13 protein-coding genes are annotated in these 16134 nt (G+C 69.8%); 8 read left to right on the top strand and 5 right to left on the bottom strand.

The features are described from left to right. Positions 1 to 27: 27 nt before the first annotated feature. Positions 28 to 411 carry a response regulator gene (locus tag AC07M9_RS15385; protein WP_494884792.1) on the top strand — a complete coding sequence of 128 codons (384 nt, stop codon included), beginning with the start codon at positions 28 to 30 and terminating at the stop codon, positions 409 to 411. 66 nt (positions 412 to 477) lie between these two features. Here the strand turns inward: AC07M9_RS15385 and AC07M9_RS15380 are convergent, their stop codons facing one another. Next, a complete protein-coding gene (locus AC07M9_RS15380; RefSeq protein WP_494884791.1) occupies positions 478 to 1287 on the bottom strand; it encodes an energy transducer TonB in 810 nt (269 codons plus the stop codon). A gap of 176 nt (positions 1288 to 1463) precedes the next feature. Between AC07M9_RS15380 and AC07M9_RS15375 the strand changes: the two genes are divergently transcribed. From AC07M9_RS15375 to AC07M9_RS15345, 7 genes are all read left to right on the top strand, one after another. Then, entirely contained in the window at positions 1464 to 2150 is a 687-nt protein-coding gene (locus tag AC07M9_RS15375) for a PepSY-associated TM helix domain-containing protein (protein WP_494885049.1), read from the top strand. A gap of 15 nt (positions 2151 to 2165) precedes the next feature. After that, positions 2166 to 2654 (top strand): DUF2271 domain-containing protein, encoded by a 489-nt coding sequence (locus AC07M9_RS15370; RefSeq protein WP_494884789.1) that lies wholly within the window; start codon positions 2166 to 2168, stop codon positions 2652 to 2654. Positions 2655 to 2701: 47 nt separating this feature from the next. Continuing rightward, a complete protein-coding gene (locus AC07M9_RS15365; RefSeq protein WP_494884787.1) occupies positions 2702 to 3631 on the top strand; it encodes a DUF4198 domain-containing protein in 930 nt (309 codons plus the stop codon). 29 nt (positions 3632 to 3660) lie between these two features. Then, complete coding sequence (locus AC07M9_RS15360; RefSeq protein WP_494884786.1) at positions 3661 to 4656, top strand: FAD:protein FMN transferase; 996 nt, start codon at positions 3661 to 3663, stop codon at positions 4654 to 4656. A 130-nt stretch (positions 4657 to 4786) separates the two neighbouring features. Beyond that, entirely contained in the window at positions 4787 to 7165 is a 2379-nt protein-coding gene (locus tag AC07M9_RS15355; RefSeq protein ID WP_494884784.1) for a TonB-dependent receptor, read from the top strand. 90 nt (positions 7166 to 7255) lie between these two features. Beyond that, entirely contained in the window at positions 7256 to 7936 is a 681-nt protein-coding gene (locus AC07M9_RS15350) for a Fe2+-dependent dioxygenase (RefSeq protein WP_494884782.1), read from the top strand. Next, a complete protein-coding gene (locus tag AC07M9_RS15345; protein ID WP_494884780.1) occupies positions 7933 to 9051 on the top strand; it encodes an alpha-hydroxy acid oxidase in 1119 nt (372 codons plus the stop codon). Before AC07M9_RS15350 ends, AC07M9_RS15345 begins: the two co-directional genes overlap by 4 nt. Positions 9052 to 9155: 104 nt before the next feature. On the opposite strand, the gene AC07M9_RS15340 is transcribed toward AC07M9_RS15345, so the two are convergent. The 4 genes from AC07M9_RS15340 to AC07M9_RS15325 form a co-directional block, all read right to left on the bottom strand. Beyond that, a complete protein-coding gene (locus AC07M9_RS15340) occupies positions 9156 to 11549 on the bottom strand; it encodes a membrane-bound PQQ-dependent dehydrogenase, glucose/quinate/shikimate family (protein ID WP_494884778.1) in 2394 nt (797 codons plus the stop codon). Between the two features lie 179 nt (positions 11550 to 11728). Next, the gene (locus AC07M9_RS15335) at positions 11729 to 14137 is read right to left on the bottom strand and encodes a hypothetical protein (RefSeq protein ID WP_494884777.1); all 2409 of its coding nucleotides are present in this window, start codon (positions 14135 to 14137) and stop codon (positions 11729 to 11731) included. A gap of 83 nt (positions 14138 to 14220) precedes the next feature. Next, a complete protein-coding gene (locus AC07M9_RS15330; RefSeq protein WP_494884775.1) occupies positions 14221 to 15165 on the bottom strand; it encodes an NAD(P)H-hydrate dehydratase in 945 nt (314 codons plus the stop codon). Beyond that, positions 15158 to 15934: a histidine phosphatase family protein gene (locus AC07M9_RS15325; protein ID WP_494884774.1), complete on the bottom strand. Its 777-nt coding sequence runs from the start codon at positions 15932 to 15934 to the stop codon at positions 15158 to 15160. Before AC07M9_RS15325 ends, AC07M9_RS15330 begins: the two co-directional genes overlap by 8 nt. Positions 15935 to 16134: the final 200 nt, after the last annotated feature.

The following is a 16134-nucleotide window of genomic DNA, read 5'->3' as shown; positions in this document are numbered from 1 at the left end:
CGAGCACGCATCTTCAAGGGCCTGACGATGTCTGAGCAAATCTCCAACTTCAATGGGCTGCGGGTGCTCGTCGCCGAGGACGAATTCCTCGTCTCGATGCTGCTCGAAGAGATGCTCGACGATCTCGGCTGCACCGTCGTGGGTCCATACGCCACGCTGTCCGCGGCGCTCGACGCCGCCCGGAACGAGGCCTACGATGTCGCCGTGATCGACCTCAACCTCGGCGGCGAGAAGGCGGACCCGATCATCGCCGAAGTCTCGGCCCGCGCCATCCCTCACGCCATCGCCAGCGGCGGCTACGACGCCGCGTCCGGGCACCGGCCTACCGTGTTGCTCGACAAGCCCTACAGCTCGGCGCAGCTGGAGCAGGCGATCCGGGTGCTGCAGTCCGCCTTGCAGGACCGCGTCTAGGCGCGGCGCCCGCTCGCGGGATGACGGAGCCGATGCTTCAGTCGGTCGGCGCGGTCAGCGCCGTCCTCAGGCGGAAGTGACCAGCACGAACGGGATCGTCACGTAGCCGCGCACCGCCATTGCGGTGCCGCCGCTCATCGTCGGCTGCCAGCGCCAGCGCTTCACCGCCTGCAGCGCGGCGCGGTCGAGCCGGTCGCTGCCGCTGCTGCCAGCCACCTTGATGTCCGAAACCTTGCCGTCGGTGCCCACTAGCACCAGCAGCTTGACCGTGCCCTGCTCATGCGCGCGGCGCGCCTCGGTCGGGTAGGTCGGAGGCTTGGCGAAGAGCACCTTGCTCGACAGGTCGCCGCCTTCGAGGGTCGTGGAGGCGGCGGGCACGGCGGCGGGGGCCGCGGCGGTCTTGGTGCCTTCGCTCGTCATCGTCGGCGGGGCGGGCGGCGGCGGCGCGTCGACCATGACCTGGACCGGCCCCTGCGAGGGCAGTTCGATCATCGGCTTGGGCGCGACCGTCTGGGTCTCCGCAGCCTCGGGCGTGTCGAGCCTGGTCTGCTCGGGCGGCGGCGGCGGAGTCACGTCGAGCTCGCGGATGTCGACCGTGGTCAGGCGCGCGCGTTCCTTGTGCATGGCGACGATGTTGAGCGTCGCCATCGCCGCGATGATCCCCAGGATCGCGCCGGCAGAGCCCAGCAGCGCCATCGGCCGGGCGTTCTTCGAGGGCTGGTAGACCCCGCGCTCATGGGAAACGATGCCGGCCCCGGCCGATTCGCGACTTTCGGGAGCGCCCGCCCCTCCCGCGTCGAACGACGGGTCCTGAGCCAGAGCTGCAGCCGGATTACGGGCGAACTCATTCAGTGTGGTAACCGCGAGTGTCGCCAATTGTAATCTCCTGCCAACCACTATTGCGAGTGATTTGCATATACACTAAGCACCGGCTCGTCCAGAGGGCTCTCGGTTCCGAACCGCGCTAATGTGCCCTCCCTCTCAGGATCGACGAAGGATACGACCCGTTGGAAGCTGCCGATGCCCTGGAAGAACGCCCCGATGACCAACGGGTGACGGGCAATCCGGCCGGCGAGCCTGCGGCTAGACCCCGGCCGCCCCGCCCGGCCGCGCCGAAAAAGAAGAAGAACAAGAAGGTCCGCGCCTTCTGGCTCAAGCAGCTGCACACCTGGCACTGGGTGAGCGCGGCGATTTCGCTGGCGGCGATGTTCCTGTTCTCGGTGACCGGCATCACGCTCAACCACGCCGCCTCGATCGGCGCCGAGCCGGTGGTGACCAGGAGCGCGGGCCAGCTGCCCGCCGCCCTGCTCGCCCGGCTCCACGCGCCCGGCGACGCCACCGACCCGCTGCCCGCCGAGGTTGCGAAAGCCGTGGCCGCCGTGGTCCCGCTCGACCCGTCGGGCCGCGCCGCCGACTGGTCGGCCGACGAGGAAGTCTACATCGCCATGCCCGGCCCCGGGCGCGACGCCTGGGTCAGCATCGACCGCGCGAGCGGCGCCGTCGCCGCCGAAGTGACCGATCGCGGCTGGATCTCCTACCTCAACGACCTGCACAAGGGCCGCAACACCGGCGACGCCTGGTTCTGGTTCATCGACCTGTTCGCCGTCGCCTGCGTGCTGTTCACGCTGACCGGCCTGCTCCTGCTCCAGCTCCACGCGCGGCACCGGCCGATGACCTGGCCGCTGGTAATCCTCAGCCTCGTCGCGCCGCTGCTGCTGGCGCTCCTTTTCATCCACTGACGTAGAAAGCCCGTGATGACCCGATCGAAGATCCTGCCCGCGCTGCCGCTGCTGGCCGCCGGCGTTATTGCCACCCCGGCCCTCGCGGCGTCGGTGACCGTCACCATCCCGCAGGTGAAGGTGGCCGAATACCACAAGCCCTACGTCGCCGGCTGGATCGAGCCCGTCGCCGGCGGCGCGGCGCGCACCATCTTCGTGTGGTACGACGTCAAGAAGGCCGGCCGCGAGCCCGGCACCAAGTGGCTCGCGGACCTGCGCAGCTGGTGGCGCAAGGGCGGCAACACGATGAAGATGCCCGCCGACGGCCTCAGCGGCGCCACCCGCGCGCCCGGCAGCTACACCGTGCCGATCCCCGCCAACCTGCCCGCCGGCCAGTACGTCCTCAAGGTCGAGGCCGCGCGCGAGACGGGTGGACGCGAACTGGTCTCGGTGCCGTTCTCGGTCCCGGCCAAGGGCGGATCGGCTTCGGGCAAGACCGAACTGGGCACCATCACCATCCGCTGATCCGGGCACAAGCCCGACCATCCGTCATTGATAACAGGGGAATTTCCATGCGTTTCCGCACCATCCTGATCGCCGCCGCCGCATCGTCGGCGCTCGCCACGCCCGCCCTCGCCCACCGCATGTGGCTGCTGCCGTCGACCACGACGCTGGCGGGCACCAGCGAATACGTCACCGTCGACGCCGCCGTGTCGAACGACCTGTTCTACCCCGATCACCAGCCCATGGACCCCGCGCAGGTCAGCGTATGGGCGCCCGACGGTACCGAAGCCAAGATCGAGAACCCCTCCAAGGGCAAGTACCGCGGCACTTTCGACGTCGCCATCAACAAGCCGGGCACCTGGAAGATCGGCATGCAGCGCTCCTCGATCGGCGGCACCTTCAAGGTCGACGGCGAGCAGTGGCGCGTGGGTGGACGCGGTCGTCCTGCCGGCGCTCCCGGCGCGCCGGGCGGCCCCGGCGGTGCTCCCGGAGCCGGCGCTCCTCCCGCTGGCGCGCCGATGGGCGCCCCGGGTGGTCCCGGTGGCCAGCCGATGCGCATGGTCGCCACCGTCGCCGACATTCCTGCCAACGCCACCGACGTGAAGCTCAGCGAATCGCTGTCGACCTACGCCGTCTACGTCAGCTCGGACGCGCCGTCCAAGGGCGTGCTGACCCCGGCCGGCAAGGGCCTCGAGTTCGACCCGATCACCCACCCCGACGCGCTCGTCTCGGACGAGGAGGCCAGCTTCCGCTTCCTCATCGACGGCAAGCCGGCGGCCGGCGTCAAGGTCACGATCATCCCCGGCGGCAAGAAGTACCGCGAGGCTGAGGACGCCCAGGAACTGACCACCGGCGCCGACGGCGTGCTGCACGTCAAGTGGCCGGTCGCGGGCATGTACTGGCTCAGCGCCAGCGCCGAGGACGCCAAGCCGAGCGACAAGCGTGCGACCAGCCGCCGCATGTCGTTCACCAGCACGCTCGAAGTCGTCGCGCCCTGATCCGCGCACACGGCTGACGGCATCACCCCATGCGTTTCGCCGTTCCGCTCGCGATCGACCCGTCCTGCTTCGCCAGCTGGCGGCAGGATGCGCCGATCGCGGTGCTGGACGGAGAGACGATGGGCACGACCTGGCGGATCAGGCTTGCCGCTCCCCCGGGCTTCGACCGTGCCGCCACCATGGCGGCCATCGAAGCGCGGCTGGAGACGATCCTCGCCCAGATGAGCCACTGGCGCGCGGATTCCCTGCTCGGGCGCTTCAACCGTGCGCCGGGCGGCACCTGGCTCGCCCTGCCGGCAGATTTCGCGCGAGTGATGGACGCCGCGCTCGACGTGGCGGAGCGGTCCGCCGGCGCCTTCGATCCGGCCGTTGGCGCGCTCGTAAACATCTGGGGGCACGGCCCGGTCAAGGTCGATCGGCCGCCCGGACCCGCGGAGATCGGCGCCGCGCTGGCGGTCTCGGGCATCCATCGCCTCGCGCACGACCGGGCAGCGCACCGCCTCAGGCAGCCCGGCGGCCTGCACCTCGACCTTTCCGGCATCGCCAAGGGCTTCGCGGTCGACGCCCTCGCCGCGCTGCTGCGCCAGCGTGAGTGCCACCATGCGCTTGTCGAGATCGGCGGCGAACTGGCCGGGCTCGGCCTGAAACCCGACGGCGATCCCTGGTGGGTCGAGCTGGAACCCCCCGCCGCCGGCATCGCGCCCCTGCGCATCGCGCTGCACCAACTTGCCATCGCCACCTCGGGCGACTACGTGCGCGGGCGGCACACGATCGACCCGCGCCGCGGCATTGCGGTAGGCCACGCCGCCTCGGTCAGCGTGATCCATGCTTCGGCCATGCTGGCGGACGCCTGGGCCACCGCGCTCGGCGTCCACGATCCGATCGCCGCACAGGCGCTGGCGTCCCGGGAAAAGCTGGCGGTGCGCATGCTCACGCGCAGCCGGGGCGCGATCCAAGAATGGATCAGCCCGGCGCTGGCGGCGATGATAGAGCCCGCCGAAACCGCTGGTCCCGCCCCCTCCTGAATGCCGCGCACGGTGCCGTCTCCGTCACAAGTGAATAGCGACTAAAACAAATTCGATTTCATGGCTTGATAATGAGAGTGACTCTCAATATCAGCCCCCTCGTTGAATGCGACCACATCAGGGGGAAAACATGTCACTCAAGCCATCCAAGTCGGCCGCCCGCCGCACGTTCCTGGCACTGTCCTGCATCGCGCCGGCCTTTGCGCCCATGGCCCACGCCCAGCAGGCCGATAGCAGCGAACGCAGCCTCGGTGGCGTCACCGTCTCCGACACCGCGATCACCGAACAGCCCGGCCGCAAGCTGGAATCGCCCAAGCGCACCCGCCCCGTGCTCGACACGCCGCAGACCATCACCGTCATCTCGGGCGCCGTGATCGAGCAGCAGAACCTGCTGACCCTGCGCGACGTGCTCTCCACCGTGCCGGGCATCACTTTCGGCGCCGGCGAAGGCGGCACCGGCCCGGGCGACAATATCACCTTCCGCGGCTACAGCGCCAGCAACGACATCACCATCGACGGCGTGCGCGACAGCGCGCAGATCACCCGCACCGACTCGTTCAACCTCGAGCAGGTCGAAGTCACGAACGGCGCGAACTCGGTGATCTCGGGCGCCGGTTCGACAGGCGGCAACATCAACATCGTCACCAAGCGCCCCAAGGCCGACGACGCCTTCCTCGCCACCGGCGGCGTGGGCACCGACAACTACTACCGCGCCACCGTCGACCTCAACAAGCGCGTCAACGACCTCATCGCGGTCCGCCTGAACGCGATGTGGCACCGCAACGACGTGCCCGGCCGCGATGTCGAGGACTACAAGCGCTGGGGCGTCGCGCCCTCGATCACCTTGGGCATCGACAGCCCGACCCAGCTGACGCTGCAGTACAACCACCAGGAAGACGACAACATCCCGCAGTACGGCGTGCCGTACTACGCCGGTGGCCGCGTCGCCGGCGTCGATCGCAGCGACTACTTCGGCTATCGCAACGTCGACAAGCAGAAGATCAACGTCGATGCGCTCACCGCGATCTTCGAGCATGACTTCAGCGACACCGTATCGGTCCGCAACCTCGCCCGCTGGCAGGATTCGCGCCAGCTGACGCAGGTCAACCCGCCGCAGGGCACGTACTGCCTCGCCAGCGGCGTGACGCCGACCGGGGCCGCGTGCCCGGCCACCGTGCCCGCCGGCTACTACCTGCCGTCAGGCCCGCGCGGCACCACCCGCGACACCCGCAACCAGCTGATGTTCGACCAGCTCGACCTCAAGGCCGTCGTCAACACCGGCGCCATCGAGCATACGATCGACATCGGCGTCGCCGCGACCTGGGAAAAGTACGACCTCTACAACGGGAACGTGCTGCGCAACGCCAACGGCACCGCGTTCTACTCCGCCTATCCGCTGATCAACATCGACAATCCGAACGAGATCGTCCCGGGACCTGCGGGCTTCAACTACGGCAGCAACGTCTACACCGGCGCGGTCAACTTCATCCGCACCGGCCACACCATCGGCGAGCAGACCAATGTCGCCGGCTACCTGTTCGACACGATGAAGCTGGGCAAGTTCGAGCTGAGCGCCGGCGCTCGCCTCGAGCGCAACAGCGGCACCTCGCGCACCGACAGCATCGCGGCGACCACCACATCGACCCTGACGCAGGGCCAGGTCACGCCGGGGATCAAGGCCAGGAACGCGGACACACTGTTCTCCTACCGCGTGGGCCTGAACTACAAGCCGGTCGAGGCGGTCAGCATCTACGCCGCCTACGGCAACTCGCGCACGCCGTCGAAGAACTCGGTCAACGGTTCGTGCACGGCCGACACCCCGGGCGTCGTCAACACGACCTGCAACATCAACCCGGAATCGGCCAAGAACTACGAAGTCGGCGTGAAGGGCGAGCTGTTCGATGGCGGCCTGCTGCTCACCGCCGCGGCGTTCCGCAACGAGCGTGACAAGTACGCGGTCGTCTCGGGTGACCCGACGGTTCCCAACCAGCAGCTCGACGGCAAGTCGCGCGTGGACGGCATCGCGCTGGGCGCGTCCGGCACGATCACCCCGGCCTGGACGATCACGGCCAACTACACGTACCTCAAGGCCAAGCTGCTCCAGTCGGTCTCGGACAAGTGCCTCGCCAACCCCGGCACCGGCAGCTGCACCAACACGCCCGCCAATCCGAACCCGGGCGCCGATCAGTACCTGCCGCAGACGCCCAAGCACTCGGGCAGCCTGTTCACCACCTATCGCCTGCCCTTCGGCCTGTCGATCGGCTACGGCTTCACCTACCAGGGCAGCTTCCTGCTTTCGGCCGCGACGCCGACGGCGGCCGCGACCAGGTCGGACGACTTCCTCATCCACCAGGGCTACCTGGCGTATGAGTTCTCGCCCAACCTCTCGGCGCAGCTCAACGTCAAGAACATCGGCGACAAGCTGTACTTCACGCGCATCCGCAACAACGGCTGGGCCACCCCGGGCGACGCCCGCTCGGCGGTCCTGACCGTCACCGCGAAGATGTAATGCCAGCAGGACCCGGCAGGCGCTCACCTGCCGGGTCCTTGTTTATTGCGAACCATTGTCACCGCCCGGATATTGGGCGAGAGAGACCGCATGGTCATCGAAATTCCCGAGCTTTTCAGCCCGTCCGAAGTGCGCGAGATGCGCGCCGCGCTCGAAGCCGCCGACTGGGCGGACGGCCGCGCCACCGCCGGTCACCGCGCCGCCCGCGTGAAGGACAACGAGCAGCTCCCGCTCGACCACCCGCTGGCGAAGCAGCTGGCCCACCGCGTGCTCGACCGGCTGGGCAGGGCGCCGCTGTTCATCGCCGCCGCCCTCCCCGCCAAAGTGCTGCAACCGCGCTTCAGTCGCTATGACGGCCAGGGCCACTACGGTAACCATGTCGACAACGCGATCTTCCCGGTCCCCGGCACCGGCGAGCATTTGCGCTCCGACGTCTCCAGCACCCTGTTCCTCAGCGATCCCGAGGAATACGAGGGCGGCGAGCTGGTGATCGAGGACATGTTCGGCGCCCATTCGATCAAGCTGCCAGCGGGCTCGCTGATCGTCTACCCCGGCTCCAGCCTGCACCGGGTCATGCCCGTCACCAGCGGTGTGCGCTTCGCCTCGTTCTTCTGGACCCAGAGCTTCGTCGCCTCGCCCGAAAAGCGGCGGCTGATGTTCGAGCTGGACGGCGCCATCCAGGCAGTCGCCACCGACCATCCCGAACATGCCTCGGTCGACACGCTGACGCAGGTCTACCACAACCTCCTGCGCCAGTGGTCGGCGACATGAGCGCGCCCCTGCCGCCGCTTGACGCCATCCCGGCGGACCTGCGCAGCCTCGCCGACTACGAAAGCCGGGCCGAACGCCACCTCTCGCCCGAAACCTGGCGCCACATCCAGGAAGGCGCCGGCCGCGAAGTCACCCTACGCGAGAACTGCGCCGCGTTCGACCGCATCGGCCTGCTGCCACGCGCCATGGCGGATCTGGGCGGCAGCACCCGGATCGAGCTGCTCGGCCGCAGCCATGCCTCTCCGATCCTGCTGGCGCCGCTGGCCTACCAGCGCCTCGCCCACCCCGAGGGCGAACTGGCGGCGGTGCGCGCCGCCACCGCGCTCGATACCGGGATGGTCGTCAGCACTCTCGCCAGCATGCGCATCGAGGACATCGCCGCCGCCGCGCGGTCCCTCGCCCGCGAACTGGGCGGGCGGGCCGCGCCGCTGTGGTTCCAGCTCTACCTCCAGGGCGAGCGCGAGCATTCCCTCCAACTCGTCCGCCGCGCCGAGGCGGCGGGCTACGAGGCGATCGTGCTGACCATCGATGCCGCGCTCAAACCCGCAGGCATGACGCTGCCGCCCGGCGTGGACGCGGTGAACCTCGCCGGCATGCCGCGCCCGCGCCAGACCTCGGTCCCGGGCGGGCGCATCCTGCTCGGCACTCCCCTCACCGACGCCGCGCCCAAGTGGGCCGACCTCGCGTGGCTGCGCAGCGTCACCACGCTGCCGATCCTCGTCAAAGGGCTGGTGCTGGGCGAGGACGCCCGCCGCACGGTGGACGAGGGCGCCGACGGCCTGATCGTCTCCAACCACGGCGGCCGCGTGCTCGATGGCCTGCCCAGCGCGCTCGAGCTGATCCAGTCGGTGGCCGAAGCGACGCAGGGGCGCGTACCGCTGCTGCTCGACGGCGGGGTGCGACAGGGCACCGACGTGGTCAAGGCTCTGGCGCTCGGCGCGGCGGCGGTGTTGGTCGGGCGGCCGCAGCTGCATGCGCTGGCCGTCGCCGGGATGCCGGGGGTGGCCCACATGATCCACCTGCTGCGCACCGAACTGGAAGCGGCGATGGCGCAGCTGGGGTGCCCTACCGTGGATGTGCTGACGCCGGATCGACTGGTGGCGCTGGGAGGCTGACGCCGGCCTGTGGCGAACTCAGCGCCGGACGCCTTCCTAGCGCGAACGAAAAAGGGGGCCTTGCGGATGCAAAGCCCCCCGTCTTTCCGTTTTTCCGGAACCCGTCAGCCGGGCAGAGCGTAGGCGATCACCTCGTCGCCGATCGGCGTTTCCATGAAGTGATGCCCGCCCGGTGCGATCACCAGGTACTGCTTCCCGTTCACCGCATAGACCATCGGCGTCGCCTGCCCGCCCGCCGGGAGCACGTCGCTCCACAGCGTCTTGCCGGTCTTGAGGTCGATGGCGCGGATCAGGTTGTCGGTCGTGGCGGCGACGAAGATCACGCCGCCCGCCGTCACCACCGAACCGCCATTGTTGGGCGTGCCGATCTCGAACGGCAGCATCGAGGGGATGCCGAAGGGTCCGTTCGTCCGCGCAGAGCCCAGCGGGCGGTCCCAGATGGTCTTGCCGCTCGCCATGTCGATGGCGCGGATGCCGCCGTAGGGAGGCTGCTTGCACAGCATGCCGGTGAAGGGCAGGCGCCAGCCGGCGTTGACGTCGATGGCGTAGGGGGTGTGCGCCTGCGGATCGCCCGCGCCCTCGGCGCCGCCGATATTGCCGCGGGCCTGGTCGCGCGGAGCCCAGCCCTTCTTGTTGGCCTCGGCGCGGGGGACGAGGCGAACGTAGTTGGGCATGTCGTTGTAGTTGGCGACGATCACCCCGCGGCGCGGGTCGATCGCAACGCCGCCCCAGTCGGTGCCGCCGTTGTAGCCGGGGTACTCGATCGAGCGACGGTCGCTCTCGGGCGGGGTGAAGAAGCCCTTGTAGCTCGCCTTCCGGAACTGGATGCGGCAGACCATCTGGTCGATCGGCGACATGCCCCACATTTCACGTTCGGTCAGCGCGGGCTTGCGCAGCGTATGCCACAGCGACACGCGCTGGGTCTTCGCCCGCTGCTCCGGCTCGACGCCGCCGCCGGGCGCCTTGATCTCGCCCACCGGGGTCAGCGGACGGCCGGTCCTGCGGTCGAGCACGTAGATGTCGCCCTGCTTCGAGGGCAGCACCAGCGCCGGGGTGCCGCGATAGTCGACGAGGCTGGCCTGCGCGCCGAAGTCGTAGTCCCACACGTCGTTGCGCACGGCCTGGAACTTCCAGCGCGGCTTGCCGGTGGTCACGTCGAGCGCGACGAGCGAGGTGGCGAATTCCTTCTCCTGCGGACGGCGCAGGCCCGAGAAGTAGTCCGCCGCCGCATTGCCCATCGGCAAGTAGACGAGGCCAAGCTGCTCGTCGCCGCTGGCGATGGTCCACATGTTGGGGGTTCCGCGCGCCCAGGTCTGGCCGGTCGGCGGGTAGCCGTTCCAGTCCGGGTGCATCATGTCCCAGGCCCAGCGCAGCTTGCCGGTGACGGCGTCATAGCCCCGGATCACGCCCGAAGGCGCCCAGCGGTCCTGTCCGTCGAGGACCTGGTGTCCGGTCACGACCACGCCCTTGACGATGGTCGGCGGCGAGTTGATCGAGACGTAGCCGGCGGGCGTGTTGCCCATGCCGATCTTGGTATCGACCTCGCCGTTGGCGCCGAAGCTGGTGCAGCGCTGCCCGGTACGGGCATCGAGCGCGAACAGGCGCGCGTCGAGCGTACCGTAGATCAGGCGCGTGGCACAGGGCTGGTCGGCCGGTGCGTTCGGCACGGCATAGTAGCTCACCCCGCGGCAGGCGGCGGTATAGGGGATCGCCTCGTCCGAGACCTTGGGGTCGAACTTCCAGCGCTGCTTGCCGGTCGCCGGATCGAGGGCCAGCACGATGTTCTTGGGCGTGCAGACATAAAGCATGTCACCGACCTTGAGCGGCGTGTTCTCGCCGCCGTAGGTCTTGGCGATCTTGGGGGTGGAGGGCATGTCGCCGGTGTGGATCAGCCAGGCGCGCTTCAGGTTCTTGACGTTCTCGGGCGTGATCTGGCCAAGCGGCGAGAAGCGCCGCGCGCTCTCGCTGCCGCCGTAGGCGGGCCAGTCGTCACCGGCGGCGGCGAGCGAGGGATCGCCCATCTCGGCGCCCAGCGCGGGCAGGTCGAAGGCGGGCTTCGTCTCTGCCATCTGCGCGAAGACCAGCGCCGCCACGGCGGTCAGCGCCACCGCCGCGCCGCTCGCGCCGAGGCCCAGCCTCCAGCGGTGGGGATGGACGGACAGCGTCGGCATGACCAGCAGCACCGCCACCAGCAGCACCAGCGGCGCGAACACGCGCGGCACCAGCGCCCAGTTGTTCGCACCGACCTCGGCCAGCGCCCAGAGCACGGTCAGGACGAAGACGGCGATGTAGATCCAGCCGCCGAGGATGCGGCGGCGAAACAGCAGCGCGCCGGAGACGACCATCGCCAGCCCCGCCAGCACGTAATAAGCCGAGCCGCCCAGCAGCGCGAGCCATGCCCCGCCTATCGCCAGCACCACGCCTATGACCGCGATCACCGCGCCCAGGACCAACGGCGATAGCGGACGCGCTCTGCGGTCCGTGAGGGGGCGATCCATCTTTACACTCCGGCAATAATCGGGCTTGCGCCTCGTGTAAGTACCGAGCTCGGCCAAGGTTCCGCGGGCCAAGGGTAATTATGCAGGCGGATCAACGAGAACGGCGTTCACGGCAGCAGCGCAAGGTGTTCGGGAAGCCGGTGAAGGGCGGCGACGACAGCTATCAGCGGTGTGTGAGTTTACCCCAACGGCAGCGTCACCGAGGCCTTGGGCGCATCGCGCAAACGCAGGTGAAGCAAACCATCGGCGGGCTTGGGCACCGTCAATGCGCCGCCGGTATAGCCCGGAGGCACCGTCGTCGCCTTGGCGAAGCCGGCATCGGCGCCCACCGTCTCGACGAGAAACAGGCTCCGCGCGGTCACCGTGCACTCCGCCTCGGCGCAGGCCACTGCTTCGATGCCGGGCAGCCGGGCGAGCGTGGCGAGCGGTTCCCAGTCGCCCGCCGTGTCGCCGTGGACCAGCCGGAAGCGCAGGGGTCCGAAGGTTCCGGGCGGAATATCCGCGCCTTTGAGCCGGGCCACGAGAACCTGCGCGCTCTCCAACGTCAGGCCCTTGCCCGCGCTCAGCTTTGCCACCGCGTCGCCCTCGGCGGGCGCGATCTCGAGCACATCGGTCGCGGCGAAGCGGGTGCCGGGGCCCGCTTTCACCGAGAACACCATCTCGCCCGTATCGGGCAGGAGGTCGCCGGCTGCGCCGAGATCCAGCGTCCTTGCACCCTTGGCGACAGGCGCCGGGTTGACGGTGCGGTTGAGCAGCGAAACCTGCGGGCGCGGCGGGGCGATGCGCGCCTGGAGCGGCAGGCTGCGCCCGTCCTCCAGCTTGACCGTGGCCTCGGCCGGGGCGCCTTCGGCAGGCGCGCGGCCGGTCCCCTGCGCGACCAGCCGCAGCCGGTCCGCCGCGCCTTCGCGGGTGAGACCGTCCGGCCGGAACTCGACATCGCCGACCATGACCGCGCGCACCTGGTCGAGGCGCTGCCCCGCCAGCACGCCCTGCGTATCCCCGGCGTGGAGTTCCAGCCCGTCGAGCCGGCTCGCCTCGGCCCGCGCCGTCAGCGTCACGGCGGCGGGGTCCTTGACGCCCTGGTAGCGCACCTCGAGACGCATCTCGCCCGGCCGCGCGCGCTCCAGCGGTACGGTGACGGCGATGCGGCCTCCCTCGCGCACGGTCCACTTGAGCGGCGTGGCGGCGCCGCCCTGACGCAGGGTCACGTCCTCGACGCAGGCCGGGGCGGAGCCTTCGAGCAGGACCTCGTTGTCGCGCCCCACGACGAGCCTGTCGGCGCCCTCCGCCGCTTTCCACCCGCCGCCGTCCGGGCGTTGCAGCGTGAAGTCCGGGCCGTCGAACGGTGCGAATCCCCACTGGCCGTGCAGGTGTGCGCGCACCGTACCGGTGAACGCGGCGGGCAGGGTCTCGGCGCCGAGGACGTAGCCGCCCTTGTCGGCGCGCGGCATGGCGGCGACTTCCAGCACCTGTCCCGAGGAGGAGGTGAGCCGCGCCTGCACCGCGTGAGCGAACTGGGTCGAGAACACCAGCGGCGCGCCTTCCACCGGCAGCACCGTACCGGGCTGTGCCATGCAGATCGGCGCCTTGGCCGTGCTGCGCAGCTGCGGCGGGATGTCCGCCTCCACCGCCGGCAGCGCCGCGACCATCACCGACTTGGGCTTCTGGAACGAGGGCGCCGCGTTCAATAGCAGCGACATAGCGTCGTCTTTGCGCACGGTTAGCGTCGGCAGGTAGTTGAACGAGGGGTTGCTGAAAGCCCCGAATATGCGCGCAATGTCCCGCGCCACGCCGATATAGGCGCTGTAATAGCCGGCCCCGCCCTCGCGCGTGGCGCTCAATTGCAGCGCAAGATCGGTCGGCGTGCCCGTCAGCGTGTCGGCGATCGAGCTGGAATGGACGTCGCTGAGCACCAGCGCCTCGCGGTTCTGCACGAGGCACGAGGCCTGCTGGTCGATCACTTTGGTCAGGCAATCTTCCTGCAGCTTGATCGAGAGGCTGCGCGCCAGCACCGGCGCGACGGTGCGCAGGTATTCCGGCCCGGCATCGCCCTGCGCCCGGATCGCGGCCATGAAGGCGACGAGGCGCGAATGGTCCAGCGAGGCCTGGTTGAGGTCCTGGCTGGCGCGCACGAACTCGCCGGGCTTGCCGCGCACCGCGTCGACCAGCACGCCTTCCGCGCCGCCGGTGTCGGGTACGAGCAGCAGTACCAGCTGGCGTGCGCCCTTGGGCACCGTCAGGGTGAGCGCCTTGTCCTTATCCTTGGATTTCCACGTTTCCGCCGTATCCAGCCAGTCCTTCGGCGGCGGGTTCGTGGCGCCGCGCAGGAAGGCGGAGACCAGCACGAACCTGGCGCCCTGGTCCTCCGAGAAGGCGCCGCGGACGACCACCCGGTCGCCCGCCGCAAGGCTGGGCACCTTGGCGATCGGCAGTGTCCTGTCGCCGCGCGTGACCTCGATCGCAAGATCCGGCCCGGTCAGCTCGAACGGCGCCGGATCGGCAAGGGCGCACGGGGCAATCCCGGCCGCCCCCACCACCAGAGCAAGCGCAAGGGCCGGAAAGGCGCGGGTTTTCGATTGGATCGGCAAGAAGATCGGTTCCCGTCGTTTGTCCTGACACGGCGCCCCCGCCGCCCTCTTAGCGGCATCCGGCGCCTTCATACAACCTTCGCTCAGTCCCCGCCCGCCGAGCGCATGGCCTGGGGGATCAGGCCCAGCAGTTCGCTGGCGAGGAAGCCCAGCGGCCCGATCGTCTCGGCGCAGCGCCGCCCGGCCTCGCCGTGGAGCCACACCGCCCAGAGCGCCGCTTCGAGCGGCGGGCAGCCGCGCGCCAGCAGCGCCGCCGCGATCCCCGCCAGCACGTCGCCCGAGCCGCCGGTGGCGAGGCCCACATTGCCCTCCCCGTAGGCGAACAACGCGCCGAGGGGATCGGCGATCAGGCTGGCGCCGCCCTTGAGCACGACCACGGCGCCATAGCGGCGCGCCGCCTCGCGCACGGCGCCGCGACGGTCGCGCGCGACAGTCTGCGCGTCGCAGCCCAGCATCGCCGCCATCTCGCCGATATGGGGCGTGAGAACGGCAGGAGCGGCGCGGGAGCACAGTGGCTGCGCATGGGGCGCGAGCGCCATGAGCGCCGCGGCATCCACGACGAGACCGCCGGTCCAGTCCGGCTGCGCCAGCATGGTGCCGACAAGCTGCGAGGCCTGTTCGCGGCACGACATGGCGGGTCCGACCACGACCGCGTCGCAGCGGGACAGATGGCTCGAGAGCAGGTCCTGCCCCGCGTCGATCTCGCCCTCCTCGTTCACCGGCAGCGCCAGCACCGCCGCTTCGGGGATCAGCACGCCGATCGCAACGGCCGCCGGCGCGACGGTGGCGATGCGCACTTTGCCCGCCCCCGCCCGCAGCGCCGCCTCAGCGGTGAGCCGGACGCCGCCCGGCACGTCGAGGCAGCCGCCGACCACGAGCACCCGCCCGCGCGAATTCTTGTCCACTTCTCCCTCGGGCTGAGGCAGCGGGTTCGCCCGGACCCAGGTCGCGTCAAGGAGGGTCGCGTCAAGGAGGGTCGCGTCAAGGAGGGCCGCATCGGCAAGGTCAGGGTCGGCGGCGTCAGCCACGCGCGGCGACCATCTGGTCCGGCTCCTGCGTGGCCGGGGTGCCCTCGCGCTCCATCGGCGCGGCGACGTTGTAGCGTTCCAGCGCCATGCGGCCGGCGCCGGGATCGAAGCGGTACTGCGTGACCGCGCAGTTGGCGACGTCGCCCTCGGCGTCGATGCCAAGGATCTGCGCTTCGGTCATCTGTTCCAGCACATAGCGCATGCAGAGCACGACGACCTGGTGCGCGACGATCATCACCCGCTTGCCGGCATAGTGCAGCGACACCGTGTCGAGCAGCGCGCGCAGGCGGAAGATGACGTCGACCCAGCTCTCCCCGCCGGGCGGGCGGTGGTAGAACTTGCCGAGCAACCGGCGAAACTCCGCCTGGTCGGGCTGGAGGTCGCGGATGCCGAGCGTGGTCAGGCCGTCGAGGATACCGAACTCCTTCTCGCGCAGCCGCTCGTCGATGCAGATGCCGAGGTCCGCCGGGCAGCCGCCCGCCTCGCGGAACAGCTCCGCCGTCTGCACCGCGCGGACGTAGGGACTGGAGAGGATCACTTCGGGGCGCTGGCCTTCCTCGCCCCCCGCGAACCAGTGGCCGAGCGCGCGCGCCTGGTCCCTGCCCAGCGCCGAGAGCGGCACGTCGACGTCGCGGTGGTCGAGGGCGATGCGGTGCAGGCCGCCCTCGTGCGCGGCGTCGCGCGCGACGTTGCCGGCGCTCTGGCCGTGCCGGATCAGCCAGATGACGCTGGGCCAGCGGGAATGCGGTTGGGGCTGCGGATGGTCCATCCCCGGATAAGCCTGCGATCGGGCCGGAAGTTCCTGCATCGGGGGACGGATCGTGGCGCCTTTGCCGCCGGCCGTCCGTAATATTCAGGTCAAGGTCGCTTTCTCCTGTTGAGAATCGTTCTCATTTAGGCTAGCAACAGGTTCAGGGGGATGACGCAAGGAGATCACGCCGGAAGGCGCGGCAACGGCCCGGGTCCTTC

The sequence above is a fragment of the Novosphingobium sp. GW821-FHT09E05 genome, from assembly GCF_059416165.1.
This window is presented reverse-complemented; position numbering and strand designations above follow the sequence as displayed.

Excerpts from the sequence above, each read along its gene's own strand:
- AC07M9_RS15345 (WP_494884780.1), top strand. The coding sequence starts at position 7,933 with ATGAGCGCGCCCCTGCCGCCGCTTGACGCCATCCCGGCGGACCTGCGC.
- AC07M9_RS15370 (WP_494884789.1), top strand. The coding sequence starts at position 2,166 with ATGACCCGATCGAAGATCCTGCCCGCGCTGCCGCTGCTGGCCGCCGGC.
- AC07M9_RS15385 (WP_494884792.1), top strand. The coding sequence starts at position 28 with ATGTCTGAGCAAATCTCCAACTTCAATGGGCTGCGGGTGCTCGTCGCC.
- AC07M9_RS15355 (WP_494884784.1), top strand. The coding sequence starts at position 4,787 with ATGTCACTCAAGCCATCCAAGTCGGCCGCCCGCCGCACGTTCCTGGCA.
- AC07M9_RS15365 (WP_494884787.1), top strand. The coding sequence starts at position 2,702 with ATGCGTTTCCGCACCATCCTGATCGCCGCCGCCGCATCGTCGGCGCTC.
- AC07M9_RS15350 (WP_494884782.1), top strand. The coding sequence starts at position 7,256 with ATGGTCATCGAAATTCCCGAGCTTTTCAGCCCGTCCGAAGTGCGCGAG.
- AC07M9_RS15360 (WP_494884786.1), top strand. The coding sequence starts at position 3,661 with ATGCGTTTCGCCGTTCCGCTCGCGATCGACCCGTCCTGCTTCGCCAGC.
- AC07M9_RS15325 (WP_494884774.1), bottom strand. The coding sequence starts at position 15,934 with ATGGACCATCCGCAGCCCCAACCGCATTCCCGCTGGCCCAGCGTCATC.
- AC07M9_RS15340 (WP_494884778.1), bottom strand. The coding sequence starts at position 11,549 with ATGGATCGCCCCCTCACGGACCGCAGAGCGCGTCCGCTATCGCCGTTG.